Genomic DNA, 25,441 nt, shown 5'->3' on the forward strand with positions numbered 1-25,441 from the left:
ATGTGGACAATTTTTTTTCAAAAGAACAGCCCGTAAGGAGGCCTGCGGCCGTATTGCGGGTTTCATGCCCCCAATATTGTCCCAAGAGAACAGGTAAATACCGAAATGGACGTAATCCCGCATTTCGGCTTCGCCTTCATGACGGGCTACAGGAAACTGTTATTTGTTTAGAACTACAAGGCTTGTTGACAGAACCTGACCGAGATTGTCTTTAAAAACAACCTCGGTCATTCGGCTTACTTTATTCGCTGGCCAGCTCTATGGCAAACGCCAGACCAAGCTTGGTGAAGTTGGTCATGTGCTCCAGATTTAATAAAGAGATCTGATCATCAGACGAGTGTATATAGGGATTATGATCTTCAAAATTGGTCTCGCATGGGAATGCTGCGGGAATTCCCTCAGCCATCCATGACGCGTGATCACTGCAACCATAACCGCAACGCGAATAATCCACGGGAACCTTGACGTAAGTCTGAATCAATTGCGCCACGAAATCACTCAGATTTTTATCCGTATAATCTCTGAAGACCCACATGGTCGGATCATTCTGATCGTTACGAAAACCGGTCATATCAAATTGTATGGCGGCCTTCACGGGAATGTGTTTGTCCAGAAAATCCTGCACGACATACTGCGATCCCACCAGACCACGCTCTTCCGCGGCATACCAGACAATATAAACAGGACGCTTAAACTCATGCTGGCTGGACAGCAACACGCGCGCCAGTTCCATCACGCTGGATGAACCGCTGCCGTCATCACCGGCACCGGGCATACGTCCGTCCAGAGTATCCATGTGCGCACCGATGACTACCGCCGGCGCGTCAATATCCTTGCCGATGACCGTCACAACGGAAGGTTGCTTATACCACCAGCCCGTATTGACAAAATAGGTGGCCGTATCCTGACGCCCGTATTCAGCCGCCATGGTTTCAAAGGTTGCTTTAAGCCATTCAGCCGTTTCAACGCCGGTATCCTTGGTGGCGGAACGATTGTAATAATTAGTCAAATGCGTCAGGGTTGACCAGATATTATCGGGATTTACTTTCGCCAACGCCGCTTCCACCTCATCCTGGTGTCTGATTTCATATGCATCGACAGCGGTTATTTTTTTACTCACAGCCTTTTTATTTAACAGTTGCTCCGCCGTTTGTGACCGTAATCCTTTGCCGGTTCCGGCCAGTTTGTGGCTCACATTAACAAACTTCCCGCAACGAACCTTTTCGGCCAATATGGCGATGTTATCGAGCTGATCGGACGGCACTTCCACAATCTTAAACGCCTTGTTCTCGGCAAGCACTTTGTAGTCGGATGACAATTTGCCGGCCAGACATTGCGGTACCTGTATCTGCTCCATAATCCGGGTGGGCTGAGCTGCCATGGACGTAGTGGTTATAAAAAGACCCGTAGACAGGCCGGTTATCCATTGTTTGATGCGCATTGTTTCTCCTTAAATTCAATAAAAATGCCTCCTGATAGTACATGATGATCGCCAGGATGCAACTTTATTTTTCCGGTTAAATAACTGCCGAGCACCATGAGCCAGATCGTCTCACAATCATAATGATTTTTTTTATATCACAATTTATTGATAATCATTTTCATTTGTTATAAAGTACCAAGACCTTAAATATGCCTCAAAGATAGACAATGAAAACAAAAAAGAATCTCTCTCGCCTCCTGGCTCTTTTATTGACCTTCGGTGCGAGTATCATCCTCGGTTTTTTAAGTTTTGGCGGTATGTATGCGCTGTTGCCGCTGTTGCCACTCGCTATCGGAGCCTTTGTCCTATCCGTCGCCTATGAAGGTGAAATTTACAACAAGAACATCCAGGGTGCGCTTGATAAGCTGACCCGACGAGATTATCTGAAACGTCATCTGGCCAACGAGTATTTATTATCGTTATTCAAAAATGGTATCGACACCGAAGCAAGAGGCTGCCCATTGTTCTTTGGGCATTACAAACAGCAACTTGAGGAACTGGCTAAATTAAGCGGTAAAAAACTGGATCCCGCCAGCAAGGCCCGCAAAAAACAGGTTAAGAAAACCCTGCGCGGTATGGAAAAATGGTTCGCCATGCAAGTGTTCCCTCCTGCCGGAGAAGATAAAACTCTTTTAAGCAATTATGAGATAGAACTGAGAGACTGGCTGGCTGAAAATGGACAACAGGAAAGACAGAATTTATTCAAACTCCGCCACCGGCAATTCCGGCTTACCCAGGGATTTAGTGTGTTGTCCGGCTTGTTTATGGGCCTTGGAACGACCTATCTCCTGGTGGAGGCGTTTGCCACTATTCCCCTGCTGGCCGCTATCCCGTTTGGAATATTACCGGTGCTTATCGTCCCAATGGCCATTATCGCCGGAGCCGCCTGGGGATTGTTGACCTACAACACCATAACCGACATGATCAACAACGACACCCTTCGCAAGTGGTACAAAAGGATTCGAGACGACTTAAAGGAAGGATTAACCCTGCGAAATGTCCTGATCGTGGGTATGGCGGTTCTACTGGTCTCCCTGGCGGTGGCGCTTACCATCTGTACCGCAGGCACATGGTGGACCGTGGCCAAACATTCTCGCCCCTTATTTGCCTGGATGGGGAAAATGCCGGGTTTTATCATGGGTGTTATCAATCCCCTGATTACCGGCATTGCGGCATTATCCTTTAATCTGGAAAACACGGCCGGTTCTCTCGAAATTGTATACGGTCTCCTGAGCAGTGGCCACAACTGGTTCAGCCGCGCCTATGAGAGCATCCATCAAAGCATCCTCGGATTGCTGCAACGGGAAAACTGGCTGCAAATTCTTAATCCGTTCCGGCTTTTGCTCAAGGTGACCATCGTACCTTTGCGTATATTGTTATTTTTCGGTCACTTGATAAGCATAGGCGTGACGGCCGATCGCGTTCCCGGCATTCCAGCCATCGTTTCAGCGATTCTCGGCATTATCAGCGAAGGCTTTGAAGACATGCATTATTTCGTGGAGCACGCTCACGATCAGGAAGAAGCTGATTTTAACGATTTACTGGATAAACGCTTGAATCCTGAAGAAGCAGGGCATGATCACAGTACCGATTTACCCACCCGTATTCTCAAACTGATTTTCTCACCGGTTTACTTGCTGGCCGCCGGCTGGGATTACCTGGCTTTCCGCCTGGTATCCGCTCCCCGCCCAACCAGCGAAGCGCTGACTTTTGCAGACGCCTGGAAAAAACAAACCGGACAGAAGATAGATCGCCGCACCGAAGAGCACGTTGATGTTGCAGCGCCTGCTGAACAATGGCAAGCCCAGCACGCCGTCTATAAGATAGAGCGCTACAAGGCAAAACACTTCGGCGGCCTGATTCTGGCAGATCGTTCCGGCGCAAGGCAAAAAATTGAGGGATTAAACGCCCTGCAACAGGATTTGCGCCATCTTGATTTCAGAGTACAAACGCCCAAGGCACGCATCGAGCAGGAACAAGAGAAGGCGATGTATAACCGTCATCGCCTCTTTAGCCATGGTAACACCAGCACGCAGCAATTATTAGATGATCTCCCCCAACAAATCAGTGCCCCGGCCGCGTGACGTGTCATTACAGTCGTCGTATTTCGGCTACGCCGATAACGACGACTCCTCAAGTCAATAAATTCTTTAATCCCGCCAGATGCGAACGCGCCAGTTCTCTGGATTTGACTTCGTTGCGCTCTATCGTTTTACCAAACCACTCCAGACTGTCTTTGGGCAGTTCGTCTAAAAAGCGGCTGGGTTGGCAATCCAGCAATTCGCCGCCGCGGCGACGTTGCCTGGCAAGGGTAAAGCACAATCCCTTGCGGGCGCGAGTGATGCCGACATAGGCCAGACGGCGTTCCTCATCGATCTGTTCGTCTTCGATACTGGTGCGGTGCGGCAGCAATTCTTCCTCCATGCCGACCAGATAAACATAGGGGAACTCCAGCCCTTTGGACGCGTGCAACGTCAGTAATTGAATGGTGTCCTTGTCCTGTTCATCCGATTGTTCCAGGATATCAATGAGAATCAGCTTGTTCACAACCTCGGCCAATCCCTGCCCAGTATCTTTCGCCAGCAGTCGTCCTACCCATTCAATCAATTCCCAGACACTCTCCATCCGTTTTTGCGCTTTGGCCGGTGTATCGCTTTGCTCATAAAGATACGCTTCATAACCGCTGTCTTCCACCATGTCGCGCAACACATCAATACCGCCTTGCGTCTGCTGACGGCTTTTTATATGCTCAAACCAGTGTTTGAATTGCGCCAGGGCAGCTCTGGGTTTATCGCCAATCCTGTCGGCCAGCGCCAGATGATCGGCGCAGGCGTAAAGACTTCGACCCTGACTTTGCGCGTAATGGCCAAGCGCATCCAATGTTGAATCGCCAATACCCCGTTTTGGGGTATTGATCACTCGTAAAAACGCCGCGTCATCGGCTTCGTTACACAGGAGTTTCAGATAGGCGAAAATATCCTTGATCTCGGTACGGGCAAACCAGGATTGACCACCGCTGATCCGATAGGCAACCCCATGATGACGAAGCACTTTTTCAAAAATTCGTGACTGATGATTGCCGCGATACAAAATGGCGTAATCACCAAACGGATGACCCATTCGTAATTTATGACTGATTAAATCAGCCACCACCTGCTCCGCTTCATCCTGTTCATCCCTGCAGCACAACACCCGCAAGACCTCACCATGCCCCAAATCGCTCCACAACCGCTTGTCAAACAAATGGGGGTTATTGGCAATCAAGGTATTGGCCACATGCAAAATTCTGCTGGTGGAACGATAATTCTGTTCCAGTTTGATGACGTTGAGTCCCGGATAATCCTTTTGCAATTGTGCCAGATTTTCCGGTTTGGCGCCTCGCCAGGCGTAAATAGACTGATCATCATCCCCGACCACCGTAAAGCGGGCCCGGACACCAACCAGCAATTTCACCAGCTCGTACTGACTGGTATTGGAATCCTGATATTCATCAATCAATAAATGACGAATACGATTTTGCCAGCGCTCACGTACCTCGGCATGCTGTTGCAACAACCGGACAGGAACACGGATCAAATCGTCAAAATCCACCGCGTTATAAGCGTTCAATGCCTGCTGGTAGGCGGGATACAGTCGTGCCGCCTCCTCATGAGAAGGCGTGACAGGTGGCAGCGCCAGTACCTGTTCCGGTGTCAGTAACTGATTTTTCCAGTGGGAGATTATCTGTTGCATCTGTAACAAATAATCACGTACGGAAGCCTTACCGGCCGGCAGAAACCCTCGTAACAACTGTAAGCTGTCCTCGGCATCAAAAATAGAGAACCCTTTCTTTAAACCGCATAACGCCAAATCCTTTTTAATCAGACTTAAACCGAGCGTATGGAACGTAGCGACTTTCAATCCCCGTCTTTTTGCCGCAGGCAAGGTTAAAGCGACGCGAGAGCGCATTTCATTAGCCGCCTTGTTAGTAAATGTCACCGCATAAACCGAAGGCGCGGCATAACCACATTCTTCTACCAGATAAGCGATTTTTCGCGTAATCACGCGCGTTTTGCCACTGCCGGCGCCGGCAAGCACCAGCAACGGGCCGTCGATATAAGTTACGGCGGCCATTTGTTGGGGATTCAGCACCATCATCGTCTCGTCCAAAAAATCGCCATTATCGCGTGACAATGCCGTGCAGGCAATCCACTTTGTGTTAGAATCGCAATTTTGTCGCCCAATATTGTTCCATCATGAAAGAAACCGATACCCTGCAACGTTTTTTATTTGAGAACGCCAGCATTCGAGGTGAAATTACACATCTTGAAACCACCTACCAAACCATCATGGCTCAGCGCCCTTATCCGGCAATGGTCAGGAATTTGCTGGGTGAGGCATTGATTTCCTGTTTACTGTTGACAGGAAGCATCAAATTTGAAGGAGAGCTCAGTCTGCAGTTTCAGGGCGACAAGCGTTTGCCACTGCTGCTTGTACAATGCGATCATCAATTAAATATACGCGCCTTCGCCAAATACGAGGAAGGGCTTGAAATCGCCGATTATGCCGACTCATTTCTACAGGGACGCATGGTGTTAACCATCAATCAATACCAGAACACCCAGGCTTACCAGAGTATGGTACCTATTTCCTCCACCTCCATGAGTGAAAATCTCATGCATTATTTTGCCCAGTCCGAACAAGTGGCCAGCCGGGTATGGCTTGCGGTCAATGAGGAGCGGGTTGCCGGGATGCTGCTGCAGCTCATGCCCGGTCAGGATACTCTGCAACGCGAACAATTCTGGGAATACGCCGTGCAGTTAGGCCAGACGGTAAGCGAACAGGAATTACTGACCCTCGATAACCAGACCCTGCTGCATCGTTTATACCACGAAACCGAATTACGGCTGTTTAACAGCCGGCCGGTGCAATTTCAATGCCGCTGCAACCATGACAAAATGCGGCAGGTTTTGAAAATACTGGGCGAGAAGGAAGCAGGGGAGCTTCTTAAAGAACAAGGTAACATTGAAGTCCGTTGTGATTTTTGCAACAGCTGTTATACGTTTGACGCGATTGATGTTGCCGTTTTATTCCGTGAATAATTGTGTGTTGCCTGCACGGCAAAACGCGTAGGCCGAATCAGATGTTTCTACCGGTAGAAAGTGTCTCACGCCCTTTTGGACTCCCCTCCGGTTCTTTTGTTGTATAAGAGGTAAAAAATCGCAGAAACCTGCTTACAATACCAACTTCAGATGACTCCGCTGTTTGCCCTGATGGTGTTTTCTCATGCGATATACTGCTTTTCTTAAAAGGTTGTTGTCCGGTTGCTTCCGATATCGCAGGACTGACAAGACGAGTTTGATCATTATGTTCCAAACCCTCAGGGATAGCATTAGCCTCGTTATAAGCCGCCATGAAAACAGTCCTTTCTTCCATCGTTATAAGCTTGTATTGTTCCAGCGCGCTCAAAATCTGATCCAGCTTTTTCGCATCGATGGTATGTCCAAACTGGGCATGATAATGACGAAACCTTCTATCAAAATCATCTTGATGATAACGCTCATGATCAACATGATAGCGTTGTACAAAACGAGTAACGCCTAATTCGACAACCTGGGATGTAAAAAAATGTCTTAATTGTTCCCTGATCGCATCAACTTGCTTAAAAAACAAAGCACGTCTGTTACTATCCAGTGATGCGTAATTTAGATAGACGGTTATGGTATCATCAAACAAGCTGACATTAATTTTTCCACATAAATGAGTAAACGCTTTAGCCACAAGAGATCCCCGAAATCAAATTCGGTAGCACAATAGGCGAAAAAAGATAGAGATTAACGATGTGATTTTTAATCATAATACCACTTTATTGCATGGGCAAATCCGGCATGGAAATAACCGTGTGGCTATCCATATCCAGTTCCAGTCCCTCATGGCGCATGGCCTGCAAAATGTTCTGTAGCGTTAAAAACTGTGCGCTGAGTTCGGAGTACAAATCAGCCAGCTGACTTTCCTGTAATTCGCTGACAGTTAAATAAGCGGCCTGTCCCATATCCGTAAAATAATTGAGACTGACTTTTCTTTTTTTCGCCATGCCGGGGAAAAGACCGCAGAATAACAGACTCTTGTCACCGACATCACGCAGCAATTCGACCTGACGTCGCCCAGTATTATTCATGGATTCGAGAAAATCAAGGGCAATAACCGATTCAATCAGCCTGGGTCCCTGGGTATAGCGCATCAGCAGGAAAACCAGATAACTTTCTGTATTTTCATTAAGAATCAAGCGAGTAGCAGCCTGTGCCTCGTTCACTAACGCATGCCATTGGCTGATTTCAGTGGGATGCAAAATCAATTTCTTCATGACTTCCCCCATTTTTACGTCCTACTCCAAGTTTAGCAAACAACATACCAACCTGGCAGATATATCCAGGAAACTTCAAAATGCGAGTTTCCAGGCTCTGTGCACAGAGCCTGGAAACTCATCCTGTTGAATATTGTTATTTACAGGATGACGTACTAAACTGTGGCAATCCTTTCTCCGTGGCCCGTGAGATAATGGCATGAAATACAAGGGGTTCATTCAAGTCGTTTCGACCGCACTGATGCTGTTTCATAATCAGGGCTTTTCATTGAGCAATCCCGAATCGTGTGAGGCAAGCAGGGCAAAACCATGTATTGTGCAAGACACCGCCCGGAAGACTGCCCCCGTCACGAACCTTCGTCACAGTCGGATGATTGGGGAGTACTACCACGGCAACATAGCCGGAGTCCAGGCATTGCTGGCCTCGGCAAGCGAAGCACCAAGTAAAACCGGCTGGGAGGATATTGCGAGATACATACGCAACCAGGCAAATTACAAACCCAATCACGTTCTGGTCATCGATTTACGCCAGGAAAATCACGGCTATCTTAACGGCAACGCCATTACTCTGTGCGATTTGCACAACTGGCTAAACCTTGGCAAGTCGACCGATCAAACCATCGCGGACGAATCCCGATGGCTGCAAAGCCTGGCCGTTGATCCGGCCATAGAAAATGTGTTGACTTCGCAGCAATTCGACAAACAGGAGTATAATGCCGGAAAAATCATTCCGATTAAAACCCTGCAAAGCGAACAGGATCTGGTACAGTCCATGGGCTTTGCCTATCTTCGTCTGGCCATTGCCGATCATCGCGCCCCGCAGGATGACGAAGTTGATAAATTCGTGTCTCTGGTCAATCAATTGCCGAAACATCATTGGCTGCATATCCACTGCCGGGGCGGAAAGGGCCGTTCCACAACATTTCTTGCCATGTATGACATGCTGAAAAATGCCGATAAAGCCTCGTTTAACGATATCCTTGCTCGCCAGGCGTCCATTCCTCCTTACTATGATTTAACTCAAATTGTCAGAAACGCTCCGGAATACACCGTTTACTACCAGGAACGGTTGACTTTTTTGACTTATTTTTATCAATTTGCCCAACAACGGCTGAGTGGTTATTCCGGAAGCTGGACACAATGGAAAGTCGAACACCAATTGCAAAATACGTAATTGATTCAGCCCTGTTGGGTTGTTTTCCAGTAACCTATCCATTTAGTATGGATAGGTTATGATATACAAATTGTTCTAAAATTGTCTACGTGCCGCGACTTGTTCTCGGCACGTAGATGTTTTTTAAGAATTAAAACCATGCCAAACGAAATGGAGTAAAAACATGACGCTACGATTAGGCACAACAGGACGCTGCTGGATGTTGGCCATCGGATTATTATTGATATCGATGACCGGTACCGCCGCCACCTATACAACACCCCAGGCGTTTATGGATTTGTATTTCGATTTCACAGGTACGGGAGAGACGGATTTTCCCGCCGGCAAAACCACGATTTCACAATACCTGATCCAGTCGGAACAAACTAAAAAGGCCAGCAATCCCTTTAATGGCCCCCTGATACTGATCCTGGACTCTTCCATTTATATTTACGATCAGAACAGGCAGCTTTTGTACAAGAAATTATTACGAACCAACCGCTCCACCGGTTTTTTTGAGATGACCGCCGTCTCCCACGTGGGCCCCGCGTTGGCCTATCTGGCTAAAATCAAGGAAAACGGCGACGATTCCTGGAAAGCTGCCCTGACCAGTCTGTTAGCCGATATCAAAAAAGTAAAGGCGCTGAATGCCCAAACCTCCAACAACTGGCTGCAACAACTCAACATCAAGGCCTGGCAAGGACATGAGCAACAAATCCAGGCCATGGTTGACTACGCCATGTCCATGGCCGGCAACTATATCGTCAATATTCAAAACGGCGCAACGTTCGATCTGTCGTCGGTACAAAACCAGTTTTTTAACGGCAACAAGGATTATCCCATTCCCTATAATTCTGTCATGGTAGGAACCTTTATGCTGACCGCGCTGCAAAGCATGGCCGAAGTTCACGACGACGTGGTCAAACTCAAGCTCGACTGGGCGAACGCCATGGTCATCGTGCGAAATGTGGCCGGCAGTAATGTCACAGCAGGATTAACCAGCGGTAGCAACTGGATGGTGCCGTTTGTACACGCTTTGGCCGGCGGCAATCTGCCTGCCAATCGGGTGTTTATTCCCGCCTATGCGAAAGTATTACCCGATGTCGGTCAAAATCCTTTGCCCGAGTCCACCTATAAATATTACGTGAATGGCGTGTGGGGCAGTGTGTTTAATCGCACTCAGATTGCAGGGCAGGTTTTTACCGATCTGGAAACCATTTATTTACCGGGACGACCGGCCATACCCGGGGATTACAATTATTCGAAGGCCGGCGACATCATTGATTTTATGGTTCGCCTGAAACATTCGCTACAGGATTCCCGGGAAATGCTATCCAATACGGTAGGTTTCTGGATGTCTGGAGAATTACTCGACAAAAACTGGGATTTAACGAAAATCGAGATCCCGGGACTGACCAGCGGGTTTCCGGAAGGTGTCAAACAATACCCGTCACAAAATCCGGCCATTGGACAATCATCATGACCATAAAACATAAGCTGACCGGTTTTTTCCTTATGATCGGCCTGTTGTCTCCGCTTTTTGCCGGCCAAATCCTGTCGGTAGCAGAGACGCTGACAACCTCTGGCGCACGCGAGGTAACGCCTTTCAAACTGAATCATGAGCAATTTCTGGCGGTAGCGCAACTGGCCGAGGACATTCCCGACACCCCGGCGAACATGAATGGCGGCAATTCCGATATTGCCGTGGTAATTTTCAAAAAACAATCCGGCGGCTATAAGGAATATCAGCGTATTCCCAGCCATGGCAATGAAAGCGTCGAATTTTTTACCATAGACAACAACGCGTTTCTTGCGGTGGCCAGTATTCGTTCCGGACCACACGCGCCCTATAATATGAATACCTATTCCAAATTATACCGCTGGGATGGGCATTATTTTTACCCGGTGCAACAGTTTTTTACCTTCGCCGCCAAACAATGGCATTATTTCACTATTGGCAATCGCCGTTTTCTGGCCGTAGCCAACGGGGTTACCGCCGGTGAGGCAAATACCCGGGACGCCAATACCAACTCCATGGTTTACGAGTGGGATGGTCGGCAATTTAAACCATTTCAGTCCATCCCCTCGCAATGGGCTTACAGCTTTGAAACATTTAACATGGACGGACAGCACTATCTGGCTCTGGCTGATCATCTCAAGCAATCAAGCCTGTACCGCTGGAATGGACAACAATTCATATCCGTGCAGCTTTTCAAAGGAAACGGCGGGCGAGCTTTTAAATTTTTTACTATTGCAGACAAGCACTACCTGGCTTATGCCAACATCAGCAACGATTCCGTTGTCTATAAGTGGAACGGCAGACAATTTGTTTCCTACCAGACTCTAAAAGGAGCCGGAGGCCGTAATTTCGCTTTTTTCACCCGGAATGGTCATTATTATCTGTTACGGATTAATTTTATTCTGGGTGATCGCACCAATCCTGAAACCTCCTTGTCCTCACCGCTCTATGAATGGAAAAAGGATCGTTTTATGGTCGTTGAAACCATCCCGACGTTCGGCGGCGTCAGTGCGGCGTTATTTGCAAACGCCGGCCAGACATTTATCGCCGTGGCCAACAGTTTAAGCGCCGATCGCCGTTTTCGGGTGGATTCCGTGATTTATCGTATCAATACGACAGCAAAATCCGGGAGCCATTCAAACCCTGGAAAACCCTGAATAACGGATGGTATCCACTGCCGCATTGTCAGCAACAGGAGTCACAAAAGCGTCGATGAATGCCTGCCAGAAATCATCATAAAGATAACGCTGCAGTGGGTGCTCATCCTCTACGGGGAAGCATGGCCCGTGATTAGCTTCCAGCAACCACAGCCGTCCCGTATCATCGGCCATGAAATCAAACCCGAAAATGGCCATACGACGTCGTTCACCGCATTGGAATGCTTGCGGAAATTCACGATTCAATCCCGCCAGCACCCTCGACACCATAGGCTCTATTTGGTGCATCTGCGCTGCAAAAAAAGCAAATCGTCGTGAGGGGATCTGCAAAACATTCACATCGCTTTCATGCAGATGCTCGTTGGTCAGATGGGGGCGCAAATCCGTAAAACCATTGCGGGAGTAAGGCGATAAAGCGACATTAAAATAACCGTCCTGATAAAGGTAGGAACCGGCGTAGTTCGTTAGAATGACAAACAGGCGAATGCTGTATTTGCGATCATCACGTAACAACTGGGGATTGGTAATATATCGCTGCAACACATGAATCCCGCCCAAACGCCGGGGATTCAGATAATGACGCTCAATCTCCCCGATCGATTGAAAAATTTTAATCTGCTGACCATTGTTTAATAGAGACGGCTTTAAAATCCATGTTTCCGGTGCGGACGTACTTTGCCCTTGACGGTCAGCCAGGCGATTCAACACGCCAGGCCAGTTATGATCATCAATACTATGGGTTTCGGGCATCACCTCCGGACAATAACGGGTTACCAGAGCCGCGAGCCGATGTTTGTATTCCAGACATTGCGCCGCAGCCTCATCAAAATGCAGATTGGTTTCGCCAAATCCGGCCCGCTTTGCAAAGCGCGTGGCAATCCAGCCTTGTGCGCGCAACAACCGACTCAAATTATAATGGGTAGGGGACTGTTCAGGAGCCAAACAGTACCGTCTTGTTCCTGGTTTCATTGACATTTGGTTTCATGACTCGCTTTATAATAGCCACAACATGATTAAATTTATATCAAAATGTATGATATGATATACTGTAAATATATGGCAACAAAATTCGGAAAAAGACATGTCCAGCACACCTGAAGATGCAAAACCGGAAACCCAGAAGCAACCATCGTCCAACATTCAAAGGATAAACGGCGCCGGCAATTTCTATGAGGTATTGGGAGTTGCTCAGGATGCCAGCCCGTCCGAGATAAAAAAAGCTTATTTCAAAGCGGCAAAAGAGGTACATCCCGATAAAAATCCCGAAAACGTGAAGAAAGAAAGCGAAGCGGCTTTTGACAAGCTTCATAACGCCTACGAAACATTAAGCGACGAGGGAAAACGGGCCACCTACGATAATACCCTGAAACAAACCTCCTCACAAACGCAGACTCAAACCAATACGGAAAGCAGTATCGTGGTAGCCAAAAGCCCGACCTCCGCACCGGAAAAAAGCAAGCCCAAGACTGAAAAAAAGCCGGAAGAAGATGCGAAACCGGAAGAAATAACCGATAAAAAAGAGGAAACCGCCGCTGAAAAACCGGCCGGACCCCAAAAAAATAAAGCACAACAAGTCAATGACAAGCTTTACGATTTCATGAAAGAGATTTATTCCACCGATGGCATTGACGATCCAGTGATAAAAGCATGGCTAAAATTCATGCAAACGATGATGGAATTAAATCAGGCGCTCACCAATGCCTTGCTCGGCAAACTCTTTTCCGACAAGAAAGCGGACAAGGGGAACAAGGAAGAAAATATTGTGGAAGATGAGCTTGCCCAGGAAGACACGCCTCTGTCAGAAATGACGTCGACTGACAATAATCAGCTTGCCATTGAAGACAACAAGGAAAGCAGCCCGCTGATGCTAACGGCGGCGTCAGACACGTTGGCCATAACAGACGGTTCCGAGCTCAACGACAAGGACATCCCAAGCCTTGATTCTTCCGGCGGCACCAATGAAATGACCTCATCCCAGGAGCTTGACCAGCCAGATACCATTGCGCCGAAATAAGGTGTGTGATTTGTCTTTTTTTGTAGTATTTCCTGTAGCCCGCCATGAAGGCTTCGCTCTGAGGAATCTCGACATTTTTTTGAACAAAAAAATGGAAGCGCCTATGTTTTTGTGATCAAATTCAGATTACCTCGATCTGCCCCCTCTCCCGCGCCAGGAATTTGAGTAACAGGATGATGTTTTTTCGCGGGATGAGGGTTGGGGAGAGGGCTTGTCACGGATGGTCATTGACGATGAGATATGGTGTCGTTTAGAAACGTTGCTTCCAAAACCTAAGGGACGTCATGGTAAGGATGAGCAGTTGTTTATGGAGGCGACAGGCGGGATGCTTCAAACGGCTTTACTTTAAAGCAGTCATGATGACGTCGAGGACTGTTGGCGTGTGCTGAAAGATATCATGATTCCAAAAGCGGAGCACTTTAAAACCACGTGTCTTTAGTCAATCAGTACGTTTCGTATCGTAAATTTGATTGTGCAGGTGTTGACCACCATCAAGTTCGATAATCAGCCGTTTTTCAAGACAGGCAAAATCAACGATGTAGTCGCTTATTGGTACTTGTCTCTTGAATTTAAATCCAGGTCTATTCGCTCGAAGATAGTACCATAGATGCCTCTCAGCATCCGTACTGTTTTTCCTTAAATCGCGGGCTCGTTGCCTTAACACCGATTTTTCCACACCCTCTCCCCAACCCTCTCCCGCAAAAAATATCATCCTACTACTCAAATTCCTGGCGCGGGAGAGGGGGCAGATCGAGGTAATCTCAAAAATCTGTGTTCAAATTCAGTCTGGGATAGCTATAAAAAACGTTAGGGATATGTATTTTTAACAAAAATATGTCAGGATCACTCAGGGCGAAGCCGTAATGCGGGATAACGCTCTTTTGTAAAAAAATGGTGCCGTGACATTTTTGTTCACGGAACCGGAGGCTTGTTGACATGTCATTTCATGGTTGCATAACGGCACGCAATTAGCCACATTTTCGCTTCACGTTATGAAATGTCAACAAGCCCTGCTCATCTGGATAGGATTTACTGACATTCCGATGTATAATGATAAATTGATGAACACTTTCTGCCTGTCATGCCGCTGACAACACCCGGCATAACGCTTTACTGTAAACCAAGGCCCTTTATGATAGAGAAGATACGTAATATTGCCATCATCGCGCACGTCGATCACGGCAAAACCACCCTCGTCGATAAATTACTGCAACAAACCGGTACGCTTAACGAGCGCGCGCCCAAAGTGGAGCGCGTCATGGATTCCAACGCGCTGGAAAAGGAGCGCGGTATCACCATTCTCGCTAAAAACACCTGTGTTAACTGGCAGGATCATCAAATTAATATCGTCGACACGCCCGGGCACGCGGATTTCGGAGGTGAGGTTGAACGCATCCTGTCCATGGTGGACAGTGTTTTATTGCTGGTAGACGCGGTGGACGGCCCGATGCCGCAAACCCGCTTCGTCACCCAGAAAGCCTTTGCCCGCGGTTTAAATCCCATCGTTGTGATCAATAAAATCGATCGTCCCGGCGCAAGGCCGCATTGGGTGATGGATCAGGTTTTTGATTTGTTTGACAATCTGGGCGCTACCGATACCCAGCTTGATTTTCCGGTAGTTTATGCCTCCGCCTTAAATGGCTACGCCAAACTGGATCTCACCGATGAGACAGAGGATATGTCGGCGTTGCTGCAAACCATCATTGATCGGGTACCGCCGCCGCAGGTGGATGAATCAGGTCCGTTTCAAATGCAAATCAGCTCTCTGGATTACTCGTCCTATGTCGGCACCATTGGCATTGGCCGCATTACCCGGGGGCAAATCAAGGCCAAATCGCCCGTTAAAATCATCGACAAGGAAGGAAACATCCGCAACGGACGTCTGCTTCAGCTACTTGGATTTAAAGGATTGGAGCGGGTGGAAATTGCCGAGGCAAGTGCCGGAGACATTATAGCGGTCACCGGTATCGAGCAACTCAATATTTCAGACACCTTGTGTGATCCCAATCTGGTCGAACCCATGCCGGCGTTAACCGTCGACGAACCCACCATCAGCATGACCTTTCAAGTCAACGATTCCCCCTTTGCCGGGCAGGAGGGCAAATTTGTCACCAGCCGCAAGATACGCGAGCGATTGCAGACAGAATTATTACATAATGTGGCCTTGCGCGTGGAAGACACGGAAGATCCGGATAAATTCCGGGTATCGGGACGAGGGGAATTGCATTTATCGATACTCATTGAAAACATGCGCCGGGAAGGCTACGAACTGGCGATCAGTAAACCGGAAGTTATTTTACGGGAAGAAAACGGCGAGCCGCAGGAACCCTATGAGCGGTTGACCATTGATGTCGAGGAAAATCACCAGGGTACCATCATGGAGAAACTCGGCGAGCGCCGTGGTGAGTTACAAAATATGATCCCGGATGGCAAGGGTCGGGTACGTCTGGATTATCTCATTCCCACTCGCGGCCTTATCGGTTTTCACACCGAATTTTTATCAAGCACATCGGGAACCGGCCTGATGTATCATGTCTATGATCATTATGGTCCCGCCTTTCGCGGACGTTTGGGTAAACGCAACAACGGTGTGCTTATCGCCAATTGCCAGGGTGCGGCCCGCGCCTTTGCCCTGTTTAATTTACAGGAACGAGGCCGTCTGTTCATCGAGCCTCAAACAGTCTGTTACGAAGGAATGATTGTCGGTATTCACTCGCGTGATAACGATTTGGTGGTCAATGTCACCAAGGAAAAACAATTGACTAATATTCGAGCATCTGGTTCGGATGAAAATATTATTCTGACCCCTTCGGTGAAATTGTCGCTCGAACAAGCTCTTGAATTCATTGACGACGATGAACTGGTGGAGGTGACGCCCAAGTCGATTCGATTGCGCAAAAAAACCTTGAAAGAACATGAGCGCAAACGCGCGTCACGCGCCCAGTCGGAAGAGTAATACGGGCGAACGGCTGGCGAAGGATCGCCTGCCTCTTTATAGCAAGTGCACTAGGGGGTATTCTCAATAATATGATAGAATTTAAGCAATCATCATTATTGTAGTCATAACTTGTGTCGAGTGCTCGGTTCCGGTGCAAGGAAGGAAATGAACCATTAACCATCTGACAAAATATGAAACAGAAATTTCAACGCGTTATCTTGTATGCACGCCAGCACCGCGCTAACGAAGGTGTTAATGAGAGTCTGCAACGTCTGGTGAAATTTTTAAAAAAACAGCAGATAGACGCTTATCTCGATACGGACACCGCCGGTTCCTTTACTATCAAACTTCCCATCCTGGAACGTGCCTGCATGGGCAAAAAGCAGGATTTAATTATTGTGGTCGGTGGGGACGGCAGTTTGCTTTCCGCCGCGCGCATGGCCATTAAGGTCAATGTTCCGGTTATCGGGATCAACCGCGGCCGTCTGGGCTTTTTAACAGACATCAATCCAAACGATATGGAAGAGCAGTTGAAGGCTGTTCTGAACGGCGAATATCAGGAGGAACATCGATTCCTGCTGCAAACCCGCATTCATGATGAAGAAAACACCTATTTTCAGGGTGACGCCCTCAACGATGTGGTTCTGGGGCGCGGCAGTGAAACCCATTTGATTGAATTTGACGTTTATATTAATCAACAATTCGTCAGCCACTACCGCTCGGATGGTTTGATACTGGCCACACCCACCGGCTCCACCGCCTACGCCTTGTCGGCCGGCGGCCCAATCATGCACCCGCAAATCAACGCCATCGTACTGGTGCCAATGTTTCCACATAGTTTAAGTTCACGACCCTTGGTCATTGACAGCCAGTCCAGGATAGATCTGGTTATCAGCGAACGCAATGAAACGGATTTGCGCATCAGTTGTGACGGCCATGAATCACGCATGGTCAAACCCAGACAACAGGTATCTATTGAAAAAAATGCCCAGCAACTTCGCTTGCTGCATCCCGTGGATTACCATTATTATGATACATTACGGATAAAACTCGGCTGGGAATCCAAACACCAGGGATAAATCATGCTCACTGCCTTGCGTATCGAAAATTTTGCCATAGTCAAACATCTTGAGCTGGATTTTGCCCAGGGTATGACAGCCTTTACCGGCGAAACCGGTGCCGGAAAATCCATTATGATAGACGCCTTGATGCTGGCCTTAGGCGGACGGGGAGACGCGTCTGTGATCCGTCATGGTGAGGAAAAATGCGACATCGTCGCCACCTTTCAGATCTCTTTGCAATCCGAACCCGCCCTTTGGCTCAAGGAACATGATATTGGCTGGGAAGACGGTGAGATTATCCTGAGAAGGGTACTGTATGCCGAAGGCCGGTCGAAATCATTCGTTAACGCCCAACCGATTCCACTTCAAAAGATCAAGGAACTCAGCGAAATGCTGGTGCATATTCACGGACAGCACCAGCATCAGACCTTGCTGCAACATCCGACACACCGCCAGCAACTTGATCATTACGCGGAACATGGCCCTCTTCTACAGGAAATCCAGACGCTTTATAAAACATGCCAGAAAATTCGTTCCGAACTGGAGGATCTGCAAGAACAGGATAAAAACCAGGATCGCGTGGCGCTTCTAGCCTTTCAAATTGACGAGTTGCAATCCCTGAATATTCAGGAAGGCGACATGCAACGTCTCGGTGAGGAGCATCAGCTCCTCCATCACGCCCAGGACTATTTGCAGCACAGCCACCACATTGCCCGGACTTTAAATGGCGATGAGGATATCACCGTTTGCGGCATGTTAAATCAGATCCTGCATTGGCTGCAGCAATTGCCCGAAGAACATCCCGCCATTAAAAACAGTAAGGATTTGCTTAATAACGCCTTGATCCAGTGTGAGGAAACGCTCAATGAACTACGGGGTTTTTCCGATCAGGTACATCTTGATCCGGAGCGTTTGCAGGAGGTTGAGGAACGGATCAGCGAGTTGCATCAAGCCGCCCGTAAATACCACAAAGACGTCGATCAACTGCCCGAACATCTGCGGCAGTTACAACTTGAATTACAGCAATTGAAAGACAGTGAACAGAGGGTATCGCATTTGCAACAGCAATACGATCAGCAACTGCAAACCTTTGAGCAAACCGCTCGGAAATTAAGTGCTTCCCGCAAACAGGCCGCTGAAAAATTAAGTGCCGAGATAACCGCCATTATCCGGAAACTCGGTATGCCGAACGGTCGGGTGGAAATCGCTATGACACCGCTGGATAAAATGCAACCACATGGCCTGGACAGGGTGGAATACAAAGTATGCACCAACCCGGGCACCATGCCGGACGCCCTGAACAAAATCGCTTCCGGCGGCGAGCTGTCCCGCATCAGCCTGGCTATTCAAATGATTACGGCACAACGAGGCGCCACACCGACCCTGCTGTTTGATGAGGTGGATGTCGGCATAGGCGGCGCGACCGCCGCCCTGGTTGGGCAACTTCTGCGTAAGCTGGGCGAGCGTCTGCAGGTCTTTTGTGTGACCCACCAGCCTCAGGTTGCTTCAAGCGCCCACCATCATTTTGTCGTTGAAAAATACAGCGAGCAGGAACAAACCTTTTCCCGCATTATTTCCCTGCTGGAAGACGATAAAATCAATGAAATTGCGCGCATGCTGGGTGGATTGACCATCACCGAACAAACACGCCTGCATGCCAGAGAGTTATTGGCGCAGAGCCTTTAAAAAGACACGGTTGCGGTAAATTGAGTTATGCAACAAACTTGAATTCGTATAAACCAGCAGGTACGCAGAATTCTGTAATAACCTGCCACTTGTTTCCAAACAGGATAAGAGAGATACACATGCCCGGTATATTACCTATTGACTTAGCCAATCAACTCACCGGTTTCTTTGGAAATCGTATTGATTTTTCAAATTTTGCACGCACATCAACCACGAAAGGCATAACCAGTTATAGTACCCGGCAAGTATACGACAGGCTATATATATGGGGGGGAATAATAGCTGGCGCAGCGGGGGGATGGTTACTGGAAGACTGTCTGGTCGATTCGGACGGTTATGCGCCCATGGCTTTGTTTATAGCTGCCGGGGTCTTAGGCGGCTTTTACTTTACCCATAAGCAAGTCATGCAGACCAAACTGGATTTACGCGATAAATTGATTAAAGACGGGAAGCAAATTAAATCAGATATCCGCGAGAAATTAAACGAATTACCAGAACGATTCGAGGAGGAAGACAAAAGATTCCTAGAAAGCCGTGTGAATGAACTGATTGAACTTATAAGCCAGTTCTCCATGAGTAATCAAGACCGTTCAAACGCTACCTTGACGTTGGACCGACGCAAAAGAGGGTTACAAAACCTGCTAACCACCATCAATGATTGGCTGTTAGACGAGGAAACGGATCAAAAAGTCGTACTGGATTTTTTAAACCAGAGCGATGAGACCTTGCTTAACCATTTAATAAAGGGTGAACCCGTCTTCCTGGCAGAAACCGGATCGCCTCATCCTGGCATCTAATACCTCATACCGCAATAGGGAGCAGAGACTTGCAAATCAAATGAGGCCGCTCTGACTTTGATATAGACGGATCGGTTATATTAATCTATTATACATATAATCTAACCATGCTGTAAAAATAGCATCCATATTGGCGAAATATCATGATTTATATCACAATTCCGGAAGGCTGGCATTTTACAACCCGAAAAGTGGGCGAGGAAGATAAAGACGTATTGGTCGATGATCTGAATGAAGATAATGAGAGTGTTAAAGTCATTAATCTTCAGGAGATTGTGAGAACATCCCTGCACCATAAATCCAGAAAAGAGACATCAAAAACAATACGGGATGCTGAAACCCATGATTGTGCGATCACCATCTATTTCCGTAAACCACCTGATACATCCGATTTATTTCTGCGATACGAACCTAACCGTAACGGAAAATTACCGGCCGACAAAACGTCAGACAAAAAACCGATGCTAGTCAAGGGCAGTAGCACACACACGCACATGGCTAATCCGGGCTATGGTCGCTTATGGTGGCAAAACCCTGACAATCAGGCTCGTTTAAGTGCGAAAAGACTGGCGAAAGTTGAAGAAAAATCAATGGAACAGAAAGAAGATCGCCGCCATACCGGTGATTCACCCAAGGCAACCTGAATTCCTCGTACCTGGCAAGCAATGATAGCAATCCGTATGAAAGGTGAGGAGCTCTCGGGCTGAACGGCCCGACCAATAGGCCTCTACTCTTTGTTTAAATGCGTACGGCGTTCATTCATGGTTTCAACACTGTTAATAACCGTTTGCCGGCATATGGCACGCATGACAGGAATATTCTCAAGAGGCGTTTCCTCTGCAATGGCGTGGGCAATAAAAAAGCTGTCCCACCACATTTTCTCACCCTTGCGGGCTTTCGCTTTCAACCACAACGTTACCCATAAAAAATGAAAGAACCATTTATCGCGGTGCAATTCCATGTCCTGTTCAAATACATGAGCCATCGCTGTTTCAACGTCACAAACCCGAACCCCTTCAACAAAACTGCTGCAGCGATTAACCAGCTTGTCAATATGGGCATTTTCAATAAACCAGGATTCGGTGAATTTCTTGCCGGTAGTCCAGCGATTGGAACGCTTGAACGATGCCTGCATGGCCTCGGGAGTAAATGGCAAAATTTGCACACTCAAACGATCCATGATCGCCGGAATATCCATGAGTTCCGGATAAAAATGCAAGCCCAGCAGTTCCTGTATTTCCAAAAGATGCAAATCCGGCATGGCGCCCTGCCGCAGCGTCAATGCCAGGAAATGATTGGTAAGCAACAATAAATAATCCGTATCCACATCCCGCAGCGTTACGGTGTCATCAAACGCTTCATCATAATAACCGGCAATGTCTTTGGCGGGAATGGCCGGTGTCATCCAGGCGTCCTTAATGCCAAAATCCTGTTTGAACAACAAACCGCAAAGACGATTGTGCCGCCGTTGTTTCACATGAATAAAAATACCTTGAGCGCCGCTACCGTCCACTTCACTCGCTTTCAGGCGAAAGGAAGGCAAAGCGGTTGTTTCATGATGGAAAACCACGCCTTTTTTACGTTGTATTTTTATCCAGCGATTGAATTGCTCCTGGTATTCGGGGGGATACCAGTTTTTGATGGCTTGCAGCCTCGACAGGGAGATGGAGCTGAATTGAATGGTATCTATAAGTTGTTCCATGGTTGCCGCCACAATGGCGCGCACTTCCGATTTGGGATGGAGAAGCAACAACAAGGCGATATCCTGTCCTGTATCAATACTATACAAATCAATCATCAGATCCGCAAAAAAATCTTCCGGCATGGCATAACTTTGCGCAAAAAAATTCTCCGCAATATCAAATACGGACAAATCCGATAATTCCTCGATCATTTCGCGAATGGCGTTTAAATGGTTGCTTTCTTCTTCGGGAGTCAAATCATCCTCCCGTTCCGCCAACTCCAGATAGGCCCCTTTGAGTTCAGGCGATAATTCCGTATGCACCTCATAAAACGCGTTAAGAACCGGTAACCAGAAACTTAGGGAATGGCCGCTGTGAAGCATGGTTTCAGCCATACGGCTCATGAGCTGGCGCAGTGTTTTACCACCCATTTTATTACCGTTTTCCTGAGCGGATTGCAGTTGTGCCACACAAATATCCAGGGCGAAAACACAGGCTGAGTAATAAGGACGCTCATCATCCAGTGCGCCTTCATCCAGTTCCGCAATTAAATCAACCAGCCGCAGCGCCAGTTCCGGTTCGTGTATGAAAGGCGTGTAATACTCAGGAACAGGATCCGTGCTTTCATCAATAAGCAAGGCCATCCTGGTAATCCATTGTTTTAATTGTTCGAATTCAGCAGTCATTCGTTATCAGACACCTTTCTTGCGTTGCCCTGACCATCAATAGCCACGAACACAAAAACGCCTTCCGTCACCCGATATCCCTGCGTGCCTACAGCAGGCATAGCCCACACTTCAACAGAGATGGTCAAGGACGTGCGTCCCTGTTTGATCAATTCCACATGGCAACTGACCACATCACCAACATGAACCGGTTTCAGGAAACTCATGGAATTAATAGCGACTGTGGCCACGCGGCCACGCGCCAGTCGTTTAGCTAGCACACCGGCAGCCAAATCCATCTGGGACACCAGCCATCCGCCGAAAATATCGCCATTGGCATTGGTATCCGCCGGCATGGCCAGAGTTTGAATAGTAATCTCGCCTCGGGGTTTGGTCATTCAGGAATCTCGTTTGAGTTTGGCCAGAGCATCGGCCATTGCCGTGTTAAACACTCCCTTTTTCACTGGAGTAATCGTTCGTTTGTCCGGCTCTCTGCGTCTCAATTTTTCCTTTTTTACCGCATGTTGTTTTTTACCCGGTTGAACTGCGGTCACTTTATTGGGTCGGGGAGTGCTTTTTTCCTCGTCAAGCTTCATACTTAAACCAATACGCCGCCTTTCCTTATCCACTTCAACCACTTTGACGGTGACAATATCACCCGCCTTGACCACGGTATGGGGATCGGTAATAAAACGGCTGGTCATTGCGGAAATATGAACCAGGCCATCCTGATGGACACCGACATCGACAAACGCGCCGAAATTCGTGACATTGCTGACCACGCCCTCCAGTATCATGCCTTCCTGCAAATGGCTGATATCTTCTATCCCTTCTTTAAAACTCACCGTCTTAAATTCAGGACGCGGATCACGACCCGGTTTTTCCAGTTCCCGTAACACGTCTTCAACGGTCGGCAAACCAAAGCGCTCGTCAACATATTTTGCCGCATTCATACTTTTCAACAGTTCATGATTACCAATAATCCCGCCAATTTCCACATGCTGATCGGAGATTATTTTTTCTACAAGAGGATAAGTTTCCGGATGCACGGCAGAGGCATCCAGGGGATTATTACCATTGATAATTCTCAGGAAACCGGCGGCTTGCTGAAAGGTTTTTTCTCCCATACGCGGCACCTGCATTAACTGATTGCGCTCGATAAATGCGCCATGCTCATCACGATACTGCACCAGATTTTTCGCCAGCGTTTCATTAAGGCCGGATACCCGGGTCAGCAGGGATACAGAAGCGGTATTGACATCAACACCTACGGCATTCACACAATCTTCCACCACACCATCAAGACTTCGTGCCAGACGGGTTTGATTGACGTCATGCTGATATTGGCCGACACCGATTGCTTTCGGATCAATTTTAACCAGTTCTGCCAGCGGATCTTGCACACGGCGAGCAATGGAGACGGCTCCCCGCAGGCTGACATCCAAATCCGGAAATTCGTCAGAGGCCAGTTCCGATGCGGAATAAACAGACGCACCCGCCTCACTGACCACCACTTTATTCAGCTTGATATCGGGATACATTTTTATCATATCCGTGACCAGACGCTCGGTCTCCCGCGACCCTGTTCCGTTGCCGATGCTAACCAGACCGACCTGATGCTTCGCTGCCAGTTTCGCCAACTCGGCAATAGCCTGGTGCCATTCGTTTTGTGGTGCGAAAGGAAAAACGGTCGTGTAATCGAGAAGTTTGCCCGTCGCATCGACAACAGCCACTTTCACACCGGTTCGAATCCCAGGATCCAGTCCCATGGTCACTTGGGCACCCGCCGGTGCGGCCAATAGCAGGCCTCGCAAATTACGGGTAAAAACACGAATGGCTTCTTCATCCGCCGACTCGCGCAAACGGGCAAGCAATTCAAGTTCGAGTTTGGTAAATAATTTGATTTTCCAGGTCATGCGCACCGTATCAAGCAACCACTGATCGGCGGCTCTGTTCTGAGAATTGATGTTAAAATAACTGCAAACATGCTTTTCACCATATTCCGGATCATCAGGCAATTGCAACGACAATTGCAAGACGCTTTCACGTCGGCCGCGAAACAATGCCAATGCACGGTGGGAGGGAATTTTTTTTGCCGGTTCCCTGTAATCAAAATAATCGGAGAATTTGCTGGCCGCGTCTTTCTTGCCGCCGGCACTGCCAATTGATGTCAGCACGGCGTGTTGCCACAGGTATTCGCGTAACTCATTAAGGAGATCAGCGTCTTCGGCAAATTGCTCCATTAATATCTGCCGGGCACCTTCCAGCGCGGCTTTGGTATCCTCGACGCCGGCTTCCTTGTTGATATAAGCGATAGCCTCGCTTTCAGGCTCAAGGGCAGGATTTTGCCACAAAGCTTGAGCCAAAGGCTCAAGTCCCGCTTCCCTGGCCATTTGCGCTTTGGTACGACGTTTGGGACGGTAAGGCAAATACAAGTCTTCAAGACGTGTCTTGGTATCTGCCGCGAGAATGGTTTGTTCCAGTTCGGGAGTCAGTTTCTCCTGTTCGCGGATGGACTGCAGTATCACGGCACGCCGTTCGTCCAACTCACGGATATAGTGCAGGCGTTCCGCCAGATGCCTTAGTTGCACATCATCAAGTCCTTCCGTTGCCTCTTTACGATAACGAGCGATAAATGGCACCGTCGCGCCTTCATCAAGCAGCCGAATCGCCGTTTCAACCTGTGATACCTTGACCTTGAGTTCCCGCGCAATGATTGTTGCGGTAGCCAATAGTTCCTGACTCATTCACATCCCCGAAAAACATTATAATAAAACGAACGCATTATATACTGTTCGCCCCGCACTTGCGAATTTTACCTCCTCCGGGATGCGGCTCCTGTACAGGCGCAATCAGCTCGTAAAAAGCGACGCCGACGTCGCCAATATCCGTACCGTCCGGTTCCGTGGAGAAGGCGTCTTGAACAACGACTGGAATCATCGG

21 protein-coding genes and 1 pseudogene are annotated in these 25,441 nt (G+C 48.1%); 12 read left to right on the forward strand and 10 right to left on the reverse strand.

Annotation, left to right across the window (positions count from 1 at the left end; translation table 11 throughout):
* Positions 1-241 precede the first annotated feature (241 nt).
* A complete protein-coding gene (gene lapA, locus CKW05_RS14465) occupies positions 242-1,441 on the reverse strand; it encodes an aminopeptidase LapA (protein ID WP_058482860.1) in 1,200 nt (399 codons plus the stop codon).
* Between the two features lie 209 nt (positions 1,442-1,650).
* Between lapA and CKW05_RS14470 the strand changes: the two genes are divergently transcribed.
* On the forward strand, positions 1,651-3,567 hold the full coding sequence (locus tag CKW05_RS14470) for a hypothetical protein (RefSeq protein ID WP_058482861.1): 1,917 nt from the start codon (positions 1,651-1,653) through the stop codon (positions 3,565-3,567).
* A 49-nt stretch (positions 3,568-3,616) separates the two neighbouring features.
* On the opposite strand, the gene CKW05_RS14475 is transcribed toward CKW05_RS14470, so the two are convergent.
* Positions 3,617-5,614, reverse strand: coding sequence for a UvrD-helicase domain-containing protein (locus CKW05_RS14475; protein ID WP_058483003.1), 1,998 nt, complete (start codon positions 5,612-5,614; stop codon positions 3,617-3,619).
* Positions 5,615-5,718: 104 nt separating this feature from the next.
* Between CKW05_RS14475 and hslO the strand changes: the two genes are divergently transcribed.
* Positions 5,719-6,564 carry an Hsp33 family molecular chaperone HslO gene (hslO, locus tag CKW05_RS14480; RefSeq protein ID WP_058482862.1) on the forward strand — a complete coding sequence of 282 codons (846 nt, stop codon included), beginning with the start codon at positions 5,719-5,721 and terminating at the stop codon, positions 6,562-6,564.
* 37 nt (positions 6,565-6,601) lie between these two features.
* Here hslO and CKW05_RS14485 read toward each other — a convergent pair whose 3' ends face one another.
* Together CKW05_RS14485 and CKW05_RS14490 are read right to left on the reverse strand one after the other, a co-directional pair.
* Positions 6,602-7,243: a hypothetical protein gene (locus tag CKW05_RS14485; protein ID WP_058482863.1), complete on the reverse strand. Its 642-nt coding sequence runs from the start codon at positions 7,241-7,243 to the stop codon at positions 6,602-6,604.
* A gap of 85 nt (positions 7,244-7,328) precedes the next feature.
* Positions 7,329-7,826 carry a hypothetical protein gene (locus CKW05_RS14490; RefSeq protein ID WP_058482864.1) on the reverse strand — a complete coding sequence of 166 codons (498 nt, stop codon included), beginning with the start codon at positions 7,824-7,826 and terminating at the stop codon, positions 7,329-7,331.
* Between the two features lie 199 nt (positions 7,827-8,025).
* Between CKW05_RS14490 and CKW05_RS14495 the strand changes: the two genes are divergently transcribed.
* The 3 genes from CKW05_RS14495 (at position 8,026) to CKW05_RS14505 (ending at position 11,655) form a co-directional block, all read left to right on the forward strand.
* Positions 8,026-9,000 carry a phosphatase domain-containing putative toxin gene (locus CKW05_RS14495; RefSeq protein ID WP_065238381.1) on the forward strand — a complete coding sequence of 325 codons (975 nt, stop codon included), beginning with the start codon at positions 8,026-8,028 and terminating at the stop codon, positions 8,998-9,000.
* A gap of 163 nt (positions 9,001-9,163) precedes the next feature.
* Positions 9,164-10,462, forward strand: coding sequence for a DUF5624 domain-containing protein (locus CKW05_RS14500; protein WP_133141150.1), 1,299 nt, complete (start codon positions 9,164-9,166; stop codon positions 10,460-10,462).
* Complete coding sequence (locus tag CKW05_RS14505; RefSeq protein ID WP_058482867.1) at positions 10,459-11,655, forward strand: hypothetical protein; 1,197 nt, start codon at positions 10,459-10,461, stop codon at positions 11,653-11,655. The genes CKW05_RS14500 and CKW05_RS14505 overlap by 4 nt, the downstream gene beginning before the upstream one ends.
* On the opposite strand, the gene CKW05_RS14510 is transcribed toward CKW05_RS14505, so the two are convergent.
* Positions 11,635-12,630, reverse strand: a complete 996-nt coding sequence (locus tag CKW05_RS14510; RefSeq protein ID WP_058482868.1) for an ATP-grasp domain-containing protein — start codon at positions 12,628-12,630, stop codon at positions 11,635-11,637. The genes CKW05_RS14505 and CKW05_RS14510 overlap by 21 nt on opposite strands.
* A 106-nt stretch (positions 12,631-12,736) precedes the next feature.
* On the opposite strand from CKW05_RS14510, the gene CKW05_RS14515 reads away from it, so the two are divergent.
* On the forward strand, positions 12,737-13,669 hold the full coding sequence (locus CKW05_RS14515; RefSeq protein ID WP_058482869.1) for a J domain-containing protein: 933 nt from the start codon (positions 12,737-12,739) through the stop codon (positions 13,667-13,669).
* Positions 13,670-13,880: 211 nt separating this feature from the next.
* A complete protein-coding gene (locus CKW05_RS15390) occupies positions 13,881-14,018 on the forward strand; it encodes a hypothetical protein (protein ID WP_157737728.1) in 138 nt (45 codons plus the stop codon).
* Here CKW05_RS15390 and CKW05_RS14520 read toward each other — a convergent pair.
* A pseudogene (locus tag CKW05_RS14520) lies at positions 14,010-14,381 on the reverse strand (endonuclease domain-containing protein). The gene CKW05_RS15390 and the pseudogene CKW05_RS14520 overlap by 9 nt on opposite strands.
* A 420-nt stretch (positions 14,382-14,801) precedes the next feature.
* Between CKW05_RS14520 and typA the strand changes: the two are divergent.
* From typA to CKW05_RS14545, 5 genes are all read left to right on the forward strand, one after another.
* Positions 14,802-16,625 carry a translational GTPase TypA gene (gene typA, locus CKW05_RS14525; RefSeq protein WP_058482068.1) on the forward strand — a complete coding sequence of 608 codons (1,824 nt, stop codon included), beginning with the start codon at positions 14,802-14,804 and terminating at the stop codon, positions 16,623-16,625.
* Between the two features lie 173 nt (positions 16,626-16,798).
* A complete protein-coding gene (locus tag CKW05_RS14530; protein WP_058481949.1) occupies positions 16,799-17,686 on the forward strand; it encodes an NAD(+) kinase in 888 nt (295 codons plus the stop codon).
* A 3-nt stretch (positions 17,687-17,689) separates the two neighbouring features.
* Complete coding sequence (gene recN / locus CKW05_RS14535) at positions 17,690-19,354, forward strand: DNA repair protein RecN (protein WP_058481950.1); 1,665 nt, start codon at positions 17,690-17,692, stop codon at positions 19,352-19,354.
* Between the two features lie 119 nt (positions 19,355-19,473).
* On the forward strand, positions 19,474-20,151 hold the full coding sequence (locus tag CKW05_RS14540; RefSeq protein ID WP_058481951.1) for a hypothetical protein: 678 nt from the start codon (positions 19,474-19,476) through the stop codon (positions 20,149-20,151).
* A 143-nt stretch (positions 20,152-20,294) separates the two neighbouring features.
* On the forward strand, positions 20,295-20,795 hold the full coding sequence (locus CKW05_RS14545) for a hypothetical protein (protein WP_058481952.1): 501 nt from the start codon (positions 20,295-20,297) through the stop codon (positions 20,793-20,795).
* Between the two features lie 83 nt (positions 20,796-20,878).
* Here the strand turns inward: CKW05_RS14545 and CKW05_RS14550 are convergent, their stop codons facing one another.
* Genes CKW05_RS14550 through CKW05_RS15395 form a run of 4 tightly spaced genes read right to left on the reverse strand, consistent with a single transcriptional unit; the run spans position 20,879 to position 25,438 of the window.
* Entirely contained in the window at positions 20,879-22,519 is a 1,641-nt protein-coding gene (locus CKW05_RS14550; protein WP_058481953.1) for a hypothetical protein, read from the reverse strand.
* Positions 22,516-22,896 carry an acyl-CoA thioesterase gene (locus CKW05_RS14555; RefSeq protein WP_058481954.1) on the reverse strand — a complete coding sequence of 127 codons (381 nt, stop codon included), beginning with the start codon at positions 22,894-22,896 and terminating at the stop codon, positions 22,516-22,518. Before CKW05_RS14555 ends, CKW05_RS14550 begins: the two co-directional genes overlap by 4 nt.
* Positions 22,897-25,245, reverse strand: coding sequence for a Tex family protein (locus tag CKW05_RS14560; protein ID WP_058481955.1), 2,349 nt, complete (start codon positions 25,243-25,245; stop codon positions 22,897-22,899).
* Between the two features lie 37 nt (positions 25,246-25,282).
* A complete protein-coding gene (locus CKW05_RS15395) occupies positions 25,283-25,438 on the reverse strand; it encodes a hypothetical protein (RefSeq protein ID WP_156413327.1) in 156 nt (51 codons plus the stop codon).
* Positions 25,439-25,441 lie beyond the last annotated feature (3 nt).

This window comes from Legionella spiritensis (assembly GCF_900186965.1).
Lineage (GTDB): Bacteria > Pseudomonadota > Gammaproteobacteria > Legionellales > Legionellaceae > Legionella_C > Legionella_C spiritensis.